Origin of the sequence: Streptomyces sp. NPDC051041, from assembly GCF_044456065.1 — a bacterium.
GTDB classification, from domain to species: Bacteria; Actinomycetota; Actinomycetes; order Streptomycetales; family Streptomycetaceae; genus Streptomyces; species Streptomyces glaucus.
In genome coordinates, this window is sequence record NZ_JBITFM010000012.1 from 147,794 (window position 1) to 165,967 (window position 18,174).

The window sequence follows — 18,174 nt, forward strand, 5'->3', positions numbered from 1 at the left end:
GTCACTTCTTCCTCGCGCCGCGCTTCTCGCGCACCCGCACCGAGAGGTGGATCGGCGTCCCCTCGAAGCCGAACTCCTCGCGCAGCCGACGCTCGATGAAGCGGCGGTAGCCGGCCTCGATGAAGCCCGTGGCGAACAGGACGAACCGCGGCGGCTTGGTGCCCGCCTGGGTGCCGAACAGGATGCGCGGCTGCTTGCCGCCCCGGATCGGGTGCGGGTGGGCGGCGACCAGCTCCCCCAGGAAGGCGTTGAGCCGGCCCGTCGGGACCCGGGTCTCCCAGCCTGCGAGAGCCGTCTCGATCGCCGGGACCAGCTTCTCCATGTGCCGCCCGGTGCGCGCGGAGACGTTCACCCGCGGCGCCCACGCCACCTGGCCGAGCTCGGTCTCGATCTCCCGCTCCAGGTAGTAGCGGCGCTCCTCGTCGAGGGTGTCCCACTTGTTGAACGCCAGGACGAGCGCGCGGCCCGCCTCCACGGCCATGGTGACGATGCGCTGGTCCTGCACCGAGATGGACTCGGAGGCGTCGATGAGGACGACGGCGACCTCGGCCTTCTCGACGGCGGCGGCGGTGCGCAGCGAGGCGTAGTAGTCGGCGCCCTGCTGGAGGTGGACGCGCTTGCGGATGCCCGCCGTGTCGACGAACTTCCAGGTCCTGCCGCCGAGTTCGATCAGCTCGTCGACCGGGTCGCGGGTGGTGCCGGCCAGCTCGTTGACGACGACGCGCTCCTCGCCGGCCACCTTGTTCAGCAGCGAGGACTTGCCGACGTTCGGGCGGCCGATCAGCGCGACCCGGCGCGGGCCGCCGACGGCGGTGCCGAAGGTCTGCTCCGGGGCGTCCGGCAGCACCTCCAGGACCTTGTCCAGCATGTCGCCGGTGCCGCGGCCGTGCAGCGCCGAGACCGGGTACGGCTCCCCCAGGCCCAGCGACCACAGGTACGCCGCGTCGGCCTCGCCGCTGGGGCCGTCCACCTTGTTGGCGCACAGCACGACCGGCTTGCCGGCCTTGCGCAGCAGCCGTACGACCGCCTCGTCGGTGTCGGTCGCGCCGACCTTGGCGTCGACGACGAAGACGACCGCGTCGGCGGCCTCGATGGCGTACTCGGCCTGCGCGGCCACGGAGGCGTCGATGCCGAGGACGTCCTGCTCCCAGCCGCCGGTGTCGACGACCTTGAAGCGGCGGCCCGCCCACTCGGCCTCGTAGGTGACGCGGTCGCGGGTGACGCCCGGCCGGTCCTCGACGACCGCCTCGCGGCGGCCGATGATCCGGTTCACCAGGGTCGACTTGCCGACGTTGGGCCGGCCGACGACGGCGAGCACGGGCAGCGGGCCGTGCCCGGCCGCCTCGATCGCGCCCTCGACGTCCTCCAGGTCGAAGCCCTCTTCCGCGGCGAGCTCCATGAACTCCGCGTACTCGGCGTCGCCAAGCGCTCCGTGGTCGTGCTCCCCGCCCGAGCCCTCGGAGTGGATCTGGTCGTTCATGAAGTCCGTACCTCGTTCATCGTGGTGATCGGTGGACCGCCCGGCACAAAAGGGGTGATCCACTACTCAGTGTCGCCTAGCGCCCGGTCAGGCGCCTGGCGTTTTCCAGGTGCGCGGTCAGTTGCTTCCGGATGCGTTCGGTCGCCTCGTCCAGCGCCCCGCGCGTGCGCCGCCCGCTGCCGTCGCCGGCCTCGAACGGGTCGCCGAAGACGACATCGACGCGGTGGCGCAGCGGGGGCAGCCCCCGTATCAACCGTCCGCGCCGGTCGGAACTTCCCAGCACCGCCACCGGCACCACCGGGGCGCCGCTGCGGACGGCGAAGTAGGCGAGCCCGGCGCGCAGCGCGGCGAAGTCGCCCTCGCCGCGGGTGCCCTCCGGGAAGATGCCGAGCACGCCGCCCGCCGCGAGGACGCCGAGCGCCCGTGTGATCGCCGTGCGGTCGGTGGAGTGCCGGTCCACCTTCAGCTGGCCGATCCCGGTCAGGAAGGGGTCGAGAGGCCCGACGAAGGCCTCCTTCTTGATCAGGAAGTGCACCGGCCGGGGCGCCACACCCATCACCATCGGACCGTCGATGTTGTGGGAGTGGTTCACGGCGAGGATCGCCGGGCCGGTCGCGGGCACCCGCCAGGCGCCGAGCACGCGCGGCTTCCACAGCCCGTACATCAGGCCGACGCCGATGCGCCGTCCGACCTCGGCGCCCCTTTCGGACGGCAGGCTCACTTTCCGGCCCGCTTCTCCTCGACGAGGGTGACGACGCACTCGACGACCTGCGCCAGCGTGAGGTCGGTGGTGTCCACCTCGACCGCGTCGTCCGCCTTGGCGAGCGGCGACGTCCTGCGGCTGGAGTCCGCCGCGTCCCGCTTGATCAGGGCCTCGCGGGTGGCGTCGACGTCGGCGCCCTTCAGCTCGCCGCTGCGACGGGCGGCGCGGGCCTCGGCGGAGGCGGTGAGGAAGATCTTCAGGTCGGCGTCGGGCAGGACGGTCGTGCCGATGTCGCGGCCCTCGACGACGATGCCGTGCTCCGCGGCGGCGGCGATCGAGCGCTGCAGCTCGGTGATCCGGGCGCGCACCTCGGGGACGGCGCTGACCGCGCTGACCTTGGCGGTGACCTCCTGGGTGCGGATCGGGCCGGAGACGTCCACGCCGTCGACGGTGATGGTGGGGTCGGCCGGGTCCGTGCCGGAGACGATCTCGGGCTTGCCGGCCGCGGCGGCGATCGCCTGCGGGTCGTCGGTGTCGATGCCGTTGGTCACCATCCACCAGGTGATCGCCCGGTACTGGGCGCCGGTGTCCAGGTAGCGCAGGCCGAGCTGTGCGGCCACGGCCTTCGACGTGCTGGACTTGCCCGTGCCGGAGGGGCCGTCGATGGCGACAATCACTGGCGCGGCGCTTTCCACAGTGGGGACCTTCCTGGACCTGGGGCGGGGGACGGGGCGCGACTGCCCCGGACAAGGTTACTGGGTGTGCGTCCCCCGATCGGCCGTACCCGGGGCCGGTCCCTACTGCCGGATCGCCCAGCCCCGCTCCCGCAGCGCCGCCGTCAGCACGGGCGCCTCCTTCGGCTCCACCATCAGCTGCACCAGGCCGGCCTGCTGCCCGGTGGCGTGCTCGATGCGCACGTCCTCGATGTTGACGCCGGCCCGGCCCGCGTCCGCGAAGATCCGCGCCAGCTGCCCGGGCTGGTCGTCGATGAGGACCACGACCGTCTCGTACCGGCGTGGAGCGGAGCCGTGCTTGCCGGGGACGCGGACCTGGCCGGCGTTGCCGCGGCGCAGCACGCCCTCGATGCCGGCGGCGCCCTCCCGCCGCTTGTCCTCGTCGCGGGACTGCAGGGCCCGCAGCGCCCGGACGGTCTCCTCCAGGTCGGCGGCGACGTCGGTGAGCAGGTCGGCGACCGGCCCCGGGTTGGCGGAGAGGATGTCGATCCACATCCGGGGGTCGGAGGCGGCGATCCGGGTCACGTCGCGGATGCCCTGCCCGCACAGCCGCACGGCGGCCTCCTCGGCGTGCTCCAGACGGGCGGCGACCAGGCTGGAGACCAGGTGGGGCATGTGGGAGACGAGGGCGACGGCCCGGTCGTGGGCGTCGGCGTCCATGACGACCGGCACGGCCCGGCAGTGCGAGACCAGCTCCAGGGCGAGGTTCAGCACCTCGGTGTCCGTGTCCCGGGTGGGGGTCAGCACCCAGGGGCGGCCCTCGAAGAGGTCGGCGGTGGCCGCCAGCGGGCCGGACTTCTCACGGCCCGACATGGGGTGCGTGCCGATGTACGACGACAGGTCCAGGCCGCGTTCCCGGAGCTCGCGGCGCGGGCCGCCCTTGACGCTGGCCACGTCGGCGTAGCCGCGGGCCGCGCCGCGGCGCATGGCGTCGGCGAGCACGTCGGCCACGTGCGCGGGCGGGGCGGCGACGATCGCCAGGTCGACGGGTCCGTCCGGGGCCTCGTCGGTGCCGGCGCCGAGCGCGGCGGCCGTACGGGCCTGCTCCGGGTCGTGGTCGGCGAGGTGGACGACGACGCCGCGCCGGGTGAGGGCGAGGGCGGCGGAGGTGCCGATCAGCCCGGTGCCGATGACGAGTGCGGTCCTCACTGGGCGATGTCCTTGCGCAGGGCCGCCGCGGCGCCGAGGTAGACGTGCGCGATCTCGGCGCGGGGCCGGTCGGACTCGATGTGCGCGAGGACGCGGACGACGCGCGGCATGGCGCCCTCGATGTCGAGTTCCTGGGCGCAGATCAGCGGGACGTCCACGATGCCGAGCTTGCGGGCGGCGGCCGCCGGGAAGTCGCTGTGCAGGTCGGGCGTGGCCGTGAACCAGATGCTGATCAGGTCGTCCGGGGTCAGCCCGTTGCGCTCCAGGATGGCGGTGAGCAGGGCTCCGACCTGCTCGTCCATGTGGCCGGCCTCGTCCCGTTCCAGCTGGACGGCGCCCCGGACCGCTCGTACCGCCACGGTGATGCTCCTCTGCCCTGCGTATCGGCTCCTCGGTCCGTCCAGCCTAGTCAGCCCGGTCCGGGCCGGTGCGGGGCGCCCGCCGGTTGAGACGGCGCGTGCGACACGGCGTTCCCCCCGGTTGCCCCCGTTTCACCGCGGTTGCTTCCGCTTCATCGCGGGAGCGCCGGGGCGCGCTCCGCTCCCCGGCGCCGAGGGGACGCTCCGGCCGACGGGACGGCCGGAGCGGGCGCGGTTCGGCCGCGCCCGCCGACGGCGGGCGGCGGCCGAGCGCCGCGGCGGGACGCCGGGGCCCCGGGTGCGGTGCGGCCCGTCCGGGGCCGCGCCGCGCCGGGGGTTCGTGCGACGACCGGCTCCGCGGCCGCCGGCAGCGCCCGTGACCGGCGCCGCTAGAGGTCGACTTCCTTCATCAGCATGCCGACCTCGGTGTTCGACAGCCGGCGCAGCCAGCCCGACTTCTGGTCGCCCAGGGTGATCGGGCCGAAGGCGGTGCGCACCAGCTTGTCGACGGGGAAGCCGGCCTCCGCCAGCATGCGGCGCACGATGTGCTTGCGGCCCTCGTGCAGGGTGACCTCGACGAGGTAGTTCTTGCCGGTCTGCTCGACGACCCGGAAGTGGTCCGCGCGCGCGTAGCCGTCCTCCAGCTGGATGCCGTCCTTCAGGCGCTTGCCGAGGTCGCGCGGGATGGGGCCGACGATGTGCGCGAGGTAGGTCTTGCGCACGCCGTACCTGGGGTGGGTCAGCCGGTGCGCCAGCTCGCCGTGGTTGGTGAGCAGGATGACGCCCTCGGTCTCGGTGTCCAGGCGCCCCACGTGGAAGAGCCGGGTCTCGCGGTTGGTGACGTAGTCCCCGAGGCACTGCCGGCCCTCGGGGTCCTCCATCGTCGACACGACGCCGGCGGGCTTGTTGAGCGCGAAGAACTGGTACGACTGGGTCGCGACGGTCAGTCCGTCGACCCTGATCTCGTCCTTCTCCGGGTCGACGCGCCGGCCCTGCTCGGTGACGATCTCGCCGTTGACCTCGACCCGGGCCTGCTCGATCAGCTCCTCGCAGGCCCGCCGGGAGCCGTAGCCCGCGCGCGCGAGCACCTTCTGCAGCCGCTCGCCCTCCTGCTCGGCGCCCGGGAAGGTCTTGGGCAGCCTGACGTCCTTCTTGTCGGCGTAGCGCGCCCGGTTGCGCTCCTCGAGCTGCACCTCGTACTCGCGCGGGCGCGCCGGGGCCGTACGCCCCCGTCCGCCCTTCTGCGGGCCCTGCGCGGGTCCGCCCTTGGCACCGCCCCGGGCCGTGCCGCCGCGCCCGGACCTGGGGCCGTCCTTCGTCGCCCCGGGGCCGACGTCGTAGCGGCGCTCCTCGGGGCGGGGCTTGCGGGGGCGGCCCTGCCCCTGCTTCTGGTCCCTGTTGTTGCCGGCGCCGCGGTAGTTACCCCGCCCGCCGCTCTTGCCGCTGCCGCTGCTTCGCATCAAAGTTCCGTCGTCGTCGTGTTCGTCGTGTGGTCGTCGTCCGCGTCCGGCGCGTCCGGGTCGAACGACGGCACCCCCTCCTGGGTCTCGGCCTCTATCGCCTCCGCCTCCGGGAGGAAGGGCGCGAGCTCCGGGAGCTCGTCCAGGCCGCGCAGGCCCATCCGCTCCAGGAAGTAGTTCGTCGTCCTGTACAGGATCGCACCTGTTTCGGGTTCCGTGCCCGCCTCCTCGACCAGACCGCGCTGCAGGAGGGTGCGCATCACGCCGTCGCAGTTGACTCCGCGCACGGCCGAGACGCGGCTGCGGCTCACCGGCTGGCGGTAGGCGACGACGGCGAGGGTCTCCAGCGCGGCCTGGGTGAGCCGGGCCTGCCGGCCGTCCAGGACCAGGCTCTCGACGGCCGCCGCGTACTCGGGGCGGGTGTAGAAGCGCCAGCCGCCCGCCACCGGGCGGAGCTCGAAGCCGCGTCCCTGGACGGTGTACTCGTCGGCCAGCGCGCGCAGGGCGTCCGCGACCTGCCGCCGGGGCCGCTGCAGTATGCCCGCGAGGTGCTCCTCGGTCGCGGGCTCGTCCACGACCATGAGGATCGCCTCCAGGGCGGGTTTGAGATCGAGTTCGGCGACGGGCCGCAGACCCGCCGGCCGCTCGCCGCTCTCCTCGCTCACGCCGTGTCCTCCTCGCTCTCCTGGGTCTCCTTAAGTCTTTCGGGCGGCCGGTCGAACTCGTCGGTGACCGCCGGCGCGCCGTCCCCGCCGGTCCAGCGCACGGTCAGCTCGCCCAGGGCGGTCCGCTGCTCCAGGGCCACGGCCTTCTCCCGGTACAGCTCCAGCAGGGCGAGGAAGCGGGCGACGACGGTGAGCGTGTCGTCGGTGTCCTCGACGAGCGTCCGGAAGTCGGTCTCGCCCAGCTCCCGCAGCCGGGCGACCACGATCCCGGCCTGCTCCCGCACGCTGACCAGCGGGGCGTGGATGTGGTCGACGTACACCCGCGGCTCGGGCCGGGGCCGCATCGCCCTGCCGGCGAGCCGGGCCAGGCCCTGCGCGCCCACGGTGATCACGACCTCGGGCAGCAGCTCGGCGTGGTGCGGTTCCAGGCCGACGGTCCGCGGATGGCGGCGGGCCTCCGCGTCGAGCCGCTCGCCGAAGATCGCGGCGATCTGCTTGTACGCGCGGTACTGCAGCAGCCGCGCGAACAGCAGGTCCCTGGCCTCCAGCAGCGCGAGGTCGGCCTCGTCCTCCACCTCGGCGGCGGGCAGCAGCCGCGCCGCCTTCAGGTCGAGCAGGGTGGCCGCCACCACCAGGAACTCGGTCGTGGCGTCGAGGTCCCAGTCCGGCCCCATCGCCTTGATGTGCGCCATGAACTCGTCGGTCACCTCGGACAGGGCGACCTCGGTGACGTCCAGCTTGTGCTTGGAGATCAGCTGGAGGAGCAGGTCGAAGGGCCCCTCGAAGTTCGAGAGCCGGACCGTGAAGACCCCGTCGCCGGGTTCCTCGGAGGACGGCGCGGGCTGCCCGGCGGACGGTTCGCCGGGCCCGGCCGTCTTCGGGCCGGCGGGCGGTCCGCCGGTCCCGGCGGCTTCCGGGCCGGCCGGCGTCGCCGCGGACGCCGGTCCGGTCCCGTCCGCCGGGAGGACGGCCGCCGGCTCGGGCCCCGCGGCGGCGATCGGCTCCCGCTCCGGTACGGCGCCGGGCGCCGGTGCCACCGGAGCCTGCGGTTCCGGGACCGGCTCGACCGGCGGGACCGGCTCGACCGGCGGGACCGGCTCGACCGGTGGTACGGGCGGGGCCGCCGGTGCCGTTCCCGGCCCCCGGCCCAGCGTGCGCCGGCGGCCGGCGGGCGGGCCGGGGGCGGGAGCGTCGTGCGAGGTCATGGCCCCCGCAGGCTACCGCTACCGCCCGCGCAGCCGCCGTACGAGGATGCTGGCGTCCCCACGGGTCTCCAGGTCGGCGAGCACCACCGCGACCGCCTCGCGGACGATCCGCCCGCGGTCGACGGCCAGCCCGTGCTCCCCGCGGAGCACGAGACGGGCGTGCTCCAGGTCCATGAGTTCCTCGGCGGACACGTACACGGTGATCTTCTCGTCGTGCCGCTCCCGGCCGCTGGGCCGCCGCGTGGCCGCCCGCCCGCGCTTGCGCGGCGCCGCGCCGGCGGGCGGCGCGGCAGAACCTTCCTGCGCGCCCGTGCGCCGCGCGGCGGCGCGCTCCGCGCCCCGGCTGCGGGACTCCCCGGCGTCCACCGGCTCCGCGTGCGCCGCGACGTGCTCGGCGCCCTCGCCGTCGCCGCCCTGCGCGGGCACCGACTGCGGCGCGTCCTCCAGCGCCGCCGCCGCGTCGCCCTCGCCCGCGGGAGCGGGCACCCGGGCGTCGCCGTTGGCCTGGCGCCGGGGCGTGGACGGCTGCAGCGCCATTCCCCCCGTGGTGCGGAAGAGTTCGTCGGCCCCCGGCAGACTCACTCGGCGTGACACCGGGCGAGCACCTCCCTGGCGAGCTGGCGGTAGGCGGCGGCACCGACGGAGTTGGAGGCGTACGTGGTGATCGGCTCGCCGGCGACCGTGGTCTCCGGGAAGCGGACCGTGCGCCCGATGACCGTGTGGTAGACGTGGTCGTCGAACGCCTCGACGACCCGCGCGAGCACCTCTCGGCTGTGCACCGTGCGCGAGTCGTACATCGTGGCGAGGATCCCGTCGAGCTCCAGCTCCGGGTTGAGCCGCTCCTGGACCTTCTCGATGGTCTCCGTCAGCAGCGCCACACCGCGCAGCGCGAAGAACTCGCACTCCAGCGGCACGATCACCTTGTGCGCGGCCGTCAGCGCGTTGACGGTGAGCAGGCCGAGCGAGGGCTGGCAGTCGATGACGATGTAGTCGTAGTCGGGCAGCAGCGGCTTCAGGGCGCGCGCGAGCGAGGACTCGCGGGCGACCTCGGAGACCAGCTGGACCTCGGCGGCCGACAGGTCGATGTTGCTGGGCAGCAGGTCCATGTTGGGGACCGCCGTCTTCAGCAGCACCTCGTCGGCGGACATGCCCCGCTCCATGAGCAGGTTGTAGACGGTGAGGTCGAGTTCCATCGGGTTGACGCCGAGGCCGACCGACAGCGCGCCCTGCGGGTCGAAGTCGACGAGCAGCACCCGGCGCCCGTACTCCGCGAGCGCGGCGCCCAGGTTGATGGCCGACGTCGTCTTGCCGACGCCGCCCTTCTGGTTGCACATCGCGATGATCTTGGCGGGGCCGTGGTCGGTCAGCGGGCCCGGGATCGGGAAGTACGGCAGCGGGCGTCCGGTCGGGCCGATGCGCTCGCGGCGCTGGCGGGCCGCGTCGGGCGCGAGCGTGGCCGCGTACTCGGGATCGGGCTCGTACTCCGCGTCGGGGTCGTAGAAGTGCCCGTCGGGCAGTTCGTCGTAGTCGGCGAAGTGGTTGTGGGACGCGCCACTTCCGTCGCCGGCCATGGCGTTCACGTGTTGGCCATCCATGCTCTGGTGTGTCCGAGTCGCCTGCGGACTCTGGTGGGCTGCGAAGGTGCGCACCGCGACGGAGCCGACAGCCTCGTGCCGCCCGGGGGCCTGGCCCCGTGCGGGCATTCCTGGTTGACCACCCCCGGGAGTAAATGTCGACTCATTCACAAGTCGTCTTACCTCCTTGGTGACCAGGAAACTTCTAGACAGGTCAGCGTGGCACCATGCCGACGGTTGGCGACTCTATGGCGTGTCGGCGGTTCGCAGCAACACAATCCGCCGGACCCGGCCCGATGTGTCGGCAATGAAACATCCCGCTGTCAAGGGCGTACGGCCGTCGCACGGCAGGTTTCACCGGTGCGCGAATGGGGTGAAGGGTTATGTTCGAGACTAGTTGACCTAGAATCGCAAAGTGACCATACACACACCTGACCGGACCTTGTGGGACAAGGTCCGGTCAGGTGCACGGCATTGACGACGCCCGTTGACGTATCGCCTTCACCGCTTGGCGACTTGACGGCTCACGCCGCCGGCGGCTCAGCCGAGCAGGGTGTCGAGCGCCACGTGCTCCAGTCCGTGCGCCTCGGCGACCTCGCGGTACACGACCTTGCCGTCATGGGTGTTGAGGCCCTTGGCCAGCGCCGGGTCGCGGCGCAGCGCCTGGACCCACCCGTGGTTGGCGAGTTCGACGATGTACGGCAGCGTGGCGTTGGTCAGCGCGTAGGTGGAGGTGTTGGGCACCGCGCCGGGCATGTTGGCGACGCAGTAGAAGACCGACTCGTGGACCTGGAAGGTCGGCTCGGCGTGCGTGGTCGGCCGGGAGTCCTCGAAGCAGCCGCCCTGGTCGATCGCGATGTCGACAAGGACACTTCCGGGCTTCATCCGGGAGACCAGCTCGTTGGTGACCAGCTTCGGCGCCTTGGCGCCCGGGATGAGGACGGCGCCGATGACGAGGTCGGCCTCCAGGCAGGCCTTCTCCAGCTCGAAGGCGTTGGAGACCACGGTCTGGATCTTCGTGCCGAAGATCCTGTCGGCCTCCCGGAGCTTGTTGATGTCCTTGTCGAGCAGGGTGACGTGGAAGCCCATGCCGATGGCGATCTGCGCGGCGTTCCAGCCGGAGACGCCGCCGCCGATGACGACGGCCCTGCCCGCCGGCACGCCGGGGACGCCGCCGGGCAGCACGCCCCGGCCGCCGCCCGCCCGCATCAGGTGGTAGGCGCCGACCTGCGGGGCCAGCCGGCCCGCGACCTCGGACATCGGGGCGAGCAGCGGCAGCCCGCGGCCGGGCAGCTCGACCGTCTCGTAGGCGATGGCGGTGGTGCCGGACTCCAGGAGGGCGTCCGTGCACTCCTTGGAGGCGGCCAGGTGCAGGTAGGTGAAGAGCGTCTGGTCCTTGCGGAGGCGGTGGTACTCCTCGGCGATCGGCTCCTTGACCTTCAGCAGCAGATCGGCGGTGGCCCACACCTCGTCGGCGGTGTCCAGGATCCCGGCACCGGCGGCGGCGTACTCGTCGTCCGTGATCGACGAGCCGAGCCCGGCGCCGCGCTCGATGACGACCTGGTGGCCGTTGCGCACCAGCTCGTTCACGCCGGCGGGGGTGATGGCCACCCGGAACTCGTTGTTCTTGACCTCGCGGGGGATGCCGACCTTCACGTCGATCACGGTCCTTGGCTCAGAGGATGGGGATGTTGCTAGGCATACCCGGGCGCACATGGGCACACCGGGAGAGACCGCAGGAGAATGTGCGGCAGAGCCAGTTTAATGAAGGTGTTCCCGCTGTCTAGCCTTTCATTGCATCAATCTTCAGCGGATGTACTGCGGATTTCGCAGGCGTTAGCGTCGTGTTCCGGCTCCGGGCTGTCCTCCTGCCGCTCCTCCCCCAGCATCCGCCGGGCCGCGCTGCGGTGCAGGTGGGCCGCCGTGGGGTCGCCGAGGTGCTCCAGGGTGTCGGCGAGCCGCAGGTGCAGCGCCGCCTGCAGCCGGACGTCCTCGGCCCGGCGCGCCCACTCCACGGCCTCGTGGCAGGTCAGCAGCGACTCCTCCGGGTGCCCGGCGTACTCCTGGACGCGGGCCAGTTCGCTCAGCGCCCGCGCGTGGGCGGCCACGTCGCCGGTCCTGCGGTGCCCGGCCACCGCCGCGCGCCAGTTGCGTACGGCCTCGCCGTAGCGGCCGGCGTAGGTGTGGGCGGTGGCGATCCGGCCGTACAGCCGGGCGGCGTCCGCGCGCTCGTCGCGGGCGAGCCGCTGGACGAGGGCCCGGCCGAACCAGTCGGCGGCCCGGTCGTAGTCGCCGAGCTCCAGATGGGCGCCGCCCACGGATTCCATCGCGCGGCCGGTCGCGTACGGGTCGTCCGCCTCGCGCCCGGCGTCCAGCGCGGCCCGGTAGCGCGCCAGCGCGTCGGCCGTGCGGCCGGTGCGGGCGTCCAGGTCCCCGAGGTTCAGCAGGGCGGCGGCCTTCTCCCGGGGCAGGTTCCGGCGCTCGGCCACGTCGAGGACGAGGCGGTGGATGCCGTACAGGTCGGGGGCGGCGGCCTCGGTGCCGAAGTGGGCCGCCATCGCCCGCACCAGCTGGGACATCAGCCGCCGGGCCAGGGTGTCCAGCTCGCCGTCGGCGACCGCGAGGCGGGCCGCTGCCAGCAGTGCGGGCCGGCGGATGCGCAGCCACTCGGCGGCGGCCCGGGGGTGCGGGAAGCGCAGGGCGCGCGGCATGCCGAGGAGCCTGGCGTGGGCCCGGGGGCTGTCGGTCTCGGTGATCGCGCGGCAGGACTGCAGCAGCCGCACGGTCCGCTCCAGCATGCGGGCGCGGGCCAGCTGGAGCTCGGCCGGGCGGTCCTGGGTCTCGGCCAGGGTCCGCAGCAGGGGGTGCAGGCAGCCGGGGACCGCGTACTGCGGCAGCGGCGAGTCCACCGCGTGCAGCAGGCCGAGGGCGACCAGGTCGTCCAGGGTGGCGCGGGCGGTGTCCACCGAGCAGCCGGCCAGCGCGGAGGCGGTGTGCGGATCGGCGAGGCCGGCCGGGGCGAGGGAGAGCAGCCGCAGTATCCGGGCGGCGGGGCCCGGCAGGGAGGTGTAGGCCAGGCGGAAGACCCGGCGGAGCGGGCCGCCCTCGTCGTCCCTGGCGCTCAGCTGCTTGGCGAGGTCGGCGACGGTCGCCTTGGGGCGGGCGGCGAGCCAGCCGCCGGCCAGCGTCAGCGCGGCGGGCTGGGCCTGGCAGATCTCGACCAGGCTCTCGGCGGCGCGGGGGTCGACGGTGATGCGCACCGAGCCGGCGTGCCGGGTCAGCAGCTCCACCGCGGACTTGGTGTCGAGGCCGCCGAGGGTGCACGGGCGGACGTCCGTGATGCCGGTGAGCGGCCCCCGGGCGACCGCGACGACCAGGCAGTCCGGGGTGTCCGGCAGCAGGGCGTCGACCTGCCCGGCGTCGGCGGCGTCGTCGAGCAGGAGCAGCGCCCGGCGGTCGGTCAGGGCCTCGCGGAACGCGGCCGCCAGGTCGTCCTCGGCGGCCCCGGCCGGGGCCTGCCGGTCCAGGGCCGCGAGCAGCTCCCGGGCGGTCCGCTCGACGGGCACGGGGGTGCCGTCGGGCTCGCTCAGGCGGGCGCGCAGCACCCCGTCCGGGTAGGCGCCGGCGACCTGGCGGACCAGTTCCTCGGCGAGCGCGGTGCGGCCCGAGCCGGGGCGGCCGGCGATGAGCAGCACCCGCGCGCGGGGCGCCTTGCGGCCGGCGAGGGTGTCCAGGCCGGCGCGCTCGATGTCGGCCCGCAGCTCCTTCAGCTCCCGTGCGCGCCCCAGGAACCGGCTCTCGTGGGCAACGCCTTCCGCCATGCGCAGGCCGTCCGCGTCCACCGCCTGATCCGCCACGGGCCACACTCCCGATCCCACCTCATGCCGGTGCCCGCCGGGGACTCCGGTTCGGGCGTTGCAGAGCCTAGTTGACGCTCTGCCACGTTCCCGGTGGAGCGCGGCGGGCACATCCCCCGATCGGATCAGCCGATCGTCACATCGATGTCGGGGCGGGTGGGCTCAGGCCTCGAAGGGGCGCGCCGGCCAGGGCGCGTCGGCCGGGCGCAGCGCGTCGGGCCCGTCGCCCTGCCGCGCCGCCATCAGCGACAGGACACCCACCACGAGGCAGTTGTTGTGCAGCTCGCCGGCCAGGATCCCGCGGACCAGGTCCTCGACGGGGACGCGCGCGATCTCCATGTCGGCCTCTTCGTGCTCCACCTGGAAGCGCTCGCCCTCGGCCTCGGACAGGTCGCGGGCGAGGAAGATCCGCACGGCCTCGTCGCAGCCGCCGGGCGTGGTGTAGACGTCGGTCAGCACCCGCCAGTCCTCGGCCTTGACGTGCGCCTCCTCGTACAGCTCGCGCTGGGCGGCGTGCAGCGGGTTCTCGCCGGGGACGTCGAGCAGGCCGGCCGGGATCTCCCACAGCTTGTGGCGCACCGGGTGGCGGTACTGGCGCAGCACCAGGACGCGGTCGGCGTCGTCGAGCGCGAGGACGGCCACGGAACCGGGGTGGACCTGGTAGTCGCGGGTGGCGACCGTGCCGTCGGGCATGACCACGTCGTCGGTGCGCACGGAGGTCTTGTTGCCCCTGAAGGGGGTGTCCGTCGCCCGGATCTCCCACTCCTCGGGGATGTCCCTGATCGTCATGCCCTGTCCTTCCACGTGCCCAAAAGGAAACCGGGGTGCCCGCCTCTGGAGGCATGCACCCCGGCCACCGTACAACCGGTGCGTTACTTCGCGTTCTTCCGCTCGACCGCGGCCTTCACGAGGCCGGCGAAGAGCGGGTGCGGACGGGTCGGCCGGGAGCGCAGCTCCGGGTGCGCCTGGGTGGCGACCAGGTACGGGTGCACGTCGCGCGGGTACTCGACGTACTCGACGAGCTTGCCGTCCGGCGAGGTGCCGGAGAACACGATGCCCGCCTTCTTCTCCAGCTCGGCCCGGTAGGCGTTGTTCACCTCGTAGCGGTGGCGGTGGCGCTCCTCGACGTACTCCTTGCCGTCGTACACCTCGCGCACGATGGAGCCCTCGGCCAGCTTGGCCGGGTACATGCCCAGCCGCATCGTGCCGCCCATGTCGCCCTCGCCGGCGACGATGTCCAGCTGCTCGGCCATGGTGGAGATGACCGGGTGGGCGGTGGCCGGGTCGAACTCGGTGGAGTTGGCGTCGCTGATGCCGGCCAGGTTGCGCGCGGCCTCGATCACGATGCACTGCAGGCCGAGGCAGAGGCCGAGCAGCGGGATCCGGTTCTCGCGGGCGTAGCGGATGGCGCCGACCTTGCCGAGCACGCCGCGGTCGCCGAAGCCGCCCGGGATGCAGATGCCGTCGACGTCCGCCAGCTGCGCCTTGGCGCCGGCCGGGGTCTTGCAGTCGTCGGAGGTGACCCACTTGATCTTCACCCGGGCCCGGTGGGCGAAGCCGCCGGCGCGCAGCGCCTCGGTCACCGACAGGTAGGCGTCGGGCAGGTCGATGTACTTGCCGACCAGGGCGAGGGTGATCTCGTGGTCGGGGTTGTGGACGCGGTCGAGCAGGTCGTCCCAGGTCGTCCAGTCCACGTCGCGGAACGGCAGGTCCAGCTTGCGCACGACGTAGGCGTCCAGGCCCTCGGAGTGCACGACCTTGGGGATGTCGTAGATCGAGCGGGCGTCGGGGCAGGCCACGACGGCGGCCTCGTCCACGTCGCACATCAGCGAGATCTTCCGCTTGATCGCGGTGGGCACCTCGCGGTCGCAGCGCAGCACGATCGCGTCCGGCTGGATGCCGATGTTGCGCAGGGCGGCGACCGAGTGCTGGGTCGGCTTCGTCTTCAGCTCGCCCGAGGGGCCGATGTACGGCAGGAGCGAGATGTGGACGACGAAGACGTTGTCGCGGCCGACCTCGTGCCGCACCTGGCGGACGGTCTCCAGGAACGGCAGCGACTCGATGTCGCCGACCGTGCCGCCGACCTCGGTGATGACGACGTCCACCTCGTCCGTCGCCATGCGGCGGATGCGGTGCTTGATCTCGTTGGTGATGTGCGGGATGACCTGCACGGTGTCGCCCAGATACTCGCCGCGCCGCTCCTTGGCGATCACCGTCGAGTAGACCTGGCCGGTGGTGACGTTGGCCGAGCCGTCCAGGTCGCGGTCGAGGAAGCGCTCGTAGTGGCCGATGTCCAGGTCGGTCTCGGCGCCGTCGTTGGTGACGAACACCTCGCCGTGCTGGAAGGGGTTCATCGTGCCCGGGTCGACGTTGAGGTACGGGTCGAGCTTCTGCATCACGACGCGCAGGCCCCGGGCCTTGAGCAGCATGCCGAGGCTGGAGGCGGTCAGGCCCTTGCCGAGGGAGGAGGCGACGCCCCCGGTGACGAAGATGTGCTTGGTCGTCGAGGCTGTGCTGTTTCGGAAAGCAGCGGGCGGCATGGCCAAGAGGGGGCTCCCGTGGTCGCGGTCTGGGGTGCGGTACGGCGTGTCTGCCGGAGGTTTCCGGGGGGTGCCGTCGCTGCGGTTCGGGGGTTCCTTTTCGGATTTTCCCCTCCGGGGAGGGGCGCCCACCGGTCCACGGGCTACCAGCGTATCAGCGCCGCGGGGAGATGGCTTCCGGCCACGCTCCGCGCACGGGCCGACACGGACGCGCGTCCGCCGCCCGCCGCTCACCCGGCCGGCGGACGCGGGTTGCCCGGAGCGGCACGCAGATCATCTACGTGCGTCGTATCCTGCTCGGACACTCGCTGCCGAGCCCGGCCGGCAACACGGCACCACCCCCGCCCGTATTCACCGGAACAACGAGAGCTCGCCCGTTCGTTGGACAACAATTGTTGTTCGGCGTCGCAGCCGAGCGTCTGTTTTGCTTTAACGCTCAACGACGCATGACAAAACCCCTTGACCGCACTGACGAACGCCCCCTCGCGGGGTGACGTGGCCGTTCGACTGGAGTTGCACGTGGCCGGGCGCATCGAAGACTACGCACTCATCGGAGACATGCAGACCGCTGCGCTGGTCTGCCGGGACGGGACAGTCGACTGGCTGTGCCTGCCCCGCTTCGACTCGCACGCCATCTTCGCCGGCCTGCTGGGCACCGAGGAGCACGGCTTCTGGCGGCTGGGGCCCGCGCACGCCCCCGACCAGCAGCCGCCCACCGCCGCCCGGCGCGGCTACCGCGGCGACTCGCTGATCCTGGAATCGGAGTGGGACACCCCGCGCGGCACGGTCCGGGTGATCGACTTCATGCCCCCGCGGGACGGCGCCCCGCAGCTGATCCGGATCGTGGAGGGCGTCTCGGGCCGGGTGCCGATGCGCTCGACGCTCCGGATGCGGTTCAGCTACGGCCGGGTCGTGCCGTGGGTGCACAAGCACGAGGGCCGCACGGTGGCCGTCGCGGGCCCGGACAGTGTGTGGTTCGACACATCCGTCGAGACCTACGGCAAGTCGCTGACCACGTACGCGGACTTCACGGTCGCTCCGGGTGAGCGGATCGCGTTCACCATCTCGTGGGAGCCCTCGCACAAGGAGCCGCCGCCGCTGCCGGAGCCGGAGCAGTCGCTGGAGGCGACGGAGGAGTTCTGGCGCGAGTGGGTGGAGCACTGTACGTACCACGGTCCGTACCGCGAGGCCGTGGTCCGCTCCCTGATCACGCTGAAGGCCCTCACGTACGCCCCGACCGGCGGCATCGTGGCCGCGCCCACCACGTCCCTGCCGGAGGACATCGGCGGCGTCCGCAACTGGGACTACCGCTACACCTGGCTGCGGGACGCGGCGATCACCCTGTCCTCGCTGCTGCGCACCGGCTACCGCGAGGAGGCCCGGTCCTGGCGCGAGTGGCTGCTGCGGGCGGTGGCCGGCGACCCGGAGAACCTTCAGATCATGTACGGCATCGCCGGTGAGCGCGAGCTCGGCGAGGCGGAGCTGGACTGGCTGCCCGGCTACGAGAACTCCGCGCCGGTCCGGGTCGGCAACGGCGCCGCGCACCAGCTCCAGCTGGACGTCTACGGCGAGGTCACCGAGGCCCTGCACCTGGCCCACATGACCGGCCTGGCCCGCAACGACTACGCCTCGCTGCTCCAGCTGAAGCTGATCAGCTACCTGGAGAACCACTGGCAGGACCCGGACGAGGGCATCTGGGAGGTGCGCGGCCCGCGCCGCCACTTCGTGCACTCCAAGGTGATGGCCTGGGTCGCCGTCGACCGCACCATCAAGCTCATCGAGTCCGGCGACGCGGACGGCCCCCTGGAGCGCTGGAGGGAACTGCGCGACGACATCCACCGGGACGTGTGCGAGAAGGGCTACGACAAGGAGCGCAACACCTTCACGCAGTCCTACGGCTCCAAGGAGCTGGACGCCTCGCTGCTGCTGATCCCCCAGGTGGGCTTCCTGCCCCCGGACGACAAGCGGGTCATCGGCACCGTCGAGGCGATCCAGCGGGAGCTGTCCACGCCGGACGGCTTCATCCTGCGCTACCCCACGCAGGGAGACCACGAGGGCGTCGACGGCCTGCCCGGCGACGAGGGCGCGTTCCTCGCCTGCTCGTTCTGGATGGCGGACGACCTGGCGATGATCGGCCGCGTGGACGAGGCCCGCAAGCTGTTCGAGAAGCTGCTGTCGCTGCGCAACGACCTCGGGCTGCTGGCGGAGGAGTGGGACCCGCGCCTGCAGCGCCAGGTCGGCAACTTCCCGCAGGCCTTCAGCCACGTGCCGCTGATCGACACGGCCCTGCGGCTGACGGCCTCCGGGGCGTACGGCGGCTGAGGCCGGGGTCCGGCCCCGGGGCCCCGGCGGGCCCTTCCCACCGGCGCCGGTGACCGGGAAGGGCCCGCGGCTCGTGGTTCCCTCCCGTCGCCTGCCGGCCGGGCGTTTCCGGCCCGGCCCCGCGGC

At 73.0% G+C, this 18,174-nt stretch carries 15 protein-coding genes; 1 reads left to right on the forward strand and 14 read right to left on the reverse strand.

Features of this window, described 5'->3' with window-relative positions:
* Position 1: 1 nt before the first annotated feature.
* The 14 genes from der to ACIBAI_RS20120 form a co-directional block, all read right to left on the reverse strand.
* Positions 2-1,480 (reverse strand): ribosome biogenesis GTPase Der, encoded by a 1,479-nt coding sequence (gene der / locus ACIBAI_RS20055; RefSeq protein ID WP_399035997.1) that lies wholly within the window; start codon positions 1,478-1,480, stop codon positions 2-4.
* Positions 1,481-1,556: 76 nt separating this feature from the next.
* Positions 1,557-2,144: a lysophospholipid acyltransferase family protein gene (locus tag ACIBAI_RS20060; RefSeq protein ID WP_399036040.1), complete on the reverse strand. Its 588-nt coding sequence runs from the start codon at positions 2,142-2,144 to the stop codon at positions 1,557-1,559.
* Positions 2,145-2,197: 53 nt separating this feature from the next.
* Positions 2,198-2,860 carry a (d)CMP kinase gene (gene cmk, locus ACIBAI_RS20065; protein ID WP_399035999.1) on the reverse strand — a complete coding sequence of 221 codons (663 nt, stop codon included), beginning with the start codon at positions 2,858-2,860 and terminating at the stop codon, positions 2,198-2,200.
* A gap of 120 nt (positions 2,861-2,980) precedes the next feature.
* Entirely contained in the window at positions 2,981-4,066 is a 1,086-nt protein-coding gene (locus ACIBAI_RS20070) for a prephenate dehydrogenase (protein WP_399036001.1), read from the reverse strand.
* A complete protein-coding gene (aroH, locus tag ACIBAI_RS20075; RefSeq protein WP_344608483.1) occupies positions 4,063-4,425 on the reverse strand; it encodes a chorismate mutase in 363 nt (120 codons plus the stop codon). Before aroH ends, ACIBAI_RS20070 begins: the two co-directional genes overlap by 4 nt.
* A gap of 389 nt (positions 4,426-4,814) precedes the next feature.
* Complete coding sequence (locus ACIBAI_RS20080) at positions 4,815-5,885, reverse strand: pseudouridine synthase (protein WP_399036003.1); 1,071 nt, start codon at positions 5,883-5,885, stop codon at positions 4,815-4,817.
* The gene (scpB, locus tag ACIBAI_RS20085; RefSeq protein ID WP_399036005.1) at positions 5,885-6,550 is read right to left on the reverse strand and encodes an SMC-Scp complex subunit ScpB; all 666 of its coding nucleotides are present in this window, start codon (positions 6,548-6,550) and stop codon (positions 5,885-5,887) included. Before scpB ends, ACIBAI_RS20080 begins: the two co-directional genes overlap by 1 nt.
* Positions 6,547-7,755, reverse strand: a complete 1,209-nt coding sequence (locus ACIBAI_RS20090) for a segregation/condensation protein A (protein ID WP_399036007.1) — start codon at positions 7,753-7,755, stop codon at positions 6,547-6,549. Before ACIBAI_RS20090 ends, scpB begins: the two co-directional genes overlap by 4 nt.
* A gap of 18 nt (positions 7,756-7,773) precedes the next feature.
* The gene (locus ACIBAI_RS20095; protein WP_399036008.1) at positions 7,774-8,349 is read right to left on the reverse strand and encodes a hypothetical protein; all 576 of its coding nucleotides are present in this window, start codon (positions 8,347-8,349) and stop codon (positions 7,774-7,776) included.
* Positions 8,334-9,458 carry a ParA family protein gene (locus tag ACIBAI_RS20100; protein WP_399036010.1) on the reverse strand — a complete coding sequence of 375 codons (1,125 nt, stop codon included), beginning with the start codon at positions 9,456-9,458 and terminating at the stop codon, positions 8,334-8,336. Before ACIBAI_RS20100 ends, ACIBAI_RS20095 begins: the two co-directional genes overlap by 16 nt.
* Before the next feature lie 411 nt (positions 9,459-9,869).
* Complete coding sequence (gene ald / locus ACIBAI_RS20105) at positions 9,870-10,994, reverse strand: alanine dehydrogenase (protein WP_344608471.1); 1,125 nt, start codon at positions 10,992-10,994, stop codon at positions 9,870-9,872.
* 134 nt (positions 10,995-11,128) lie between these two features.
* Positions 11,129-13,186: a tetratricopeptide repeat protein gene (locus tag ACIBAI_RS20110; RefSeq protein ID WP_399036011.1), complete on the reverse strand. Its 2,058-nt coding sequence runs from the start codon at positions 13,184-13,186 to the stop codon at positions 11,129-11,131.
* A gap of 162 nt (positions 13,187-13,348) precedes the next feature.
* The gene (locus ACIBAI_RS20115) at positions 13,349-13,975 is read right to left on the reverse strand and encodes an NUDIX domain-containing protein (protein ID WP_399036013.1); all 627 of its coding nucleotides are present in this window, start codon (positions 13,973-13,975) and stop codon (positions 13,349-13,351) included.
* Between the two features lie 83 nt (positions 13,976-14,058).
* Positions 14,059-15,726 carry a CTP synthase gene (locus ACIBAI_RS20120; protein ID WP_344608465.1) on the reverse strand — a complete coding sequence of 556 codons (1,668 nt, stop codon included), beginning with the start codon at positions 15,724-15,726 and terminating at the stop codon, positions 14,059-14,061.
* Positions 15,727-16,245: 519 nt separating this feature from the next.
* Between ACIBAI_RS20120 and ACIBAI_RS20125 the strand changes: the two genes are divergently transcribed.
* A complete protein-coding gene (locus ACIBAI_RS20125; RefSeq protein WP_399036041.1) occupies positions 16,246-18,048 on the forward strand; it encodes a glycoside hydrolase family 15 protein in 1,803 nt (600 codons plus the stop codon).
* Positions 18,049-18,174 lie beyond the last annotated feature (126 nt).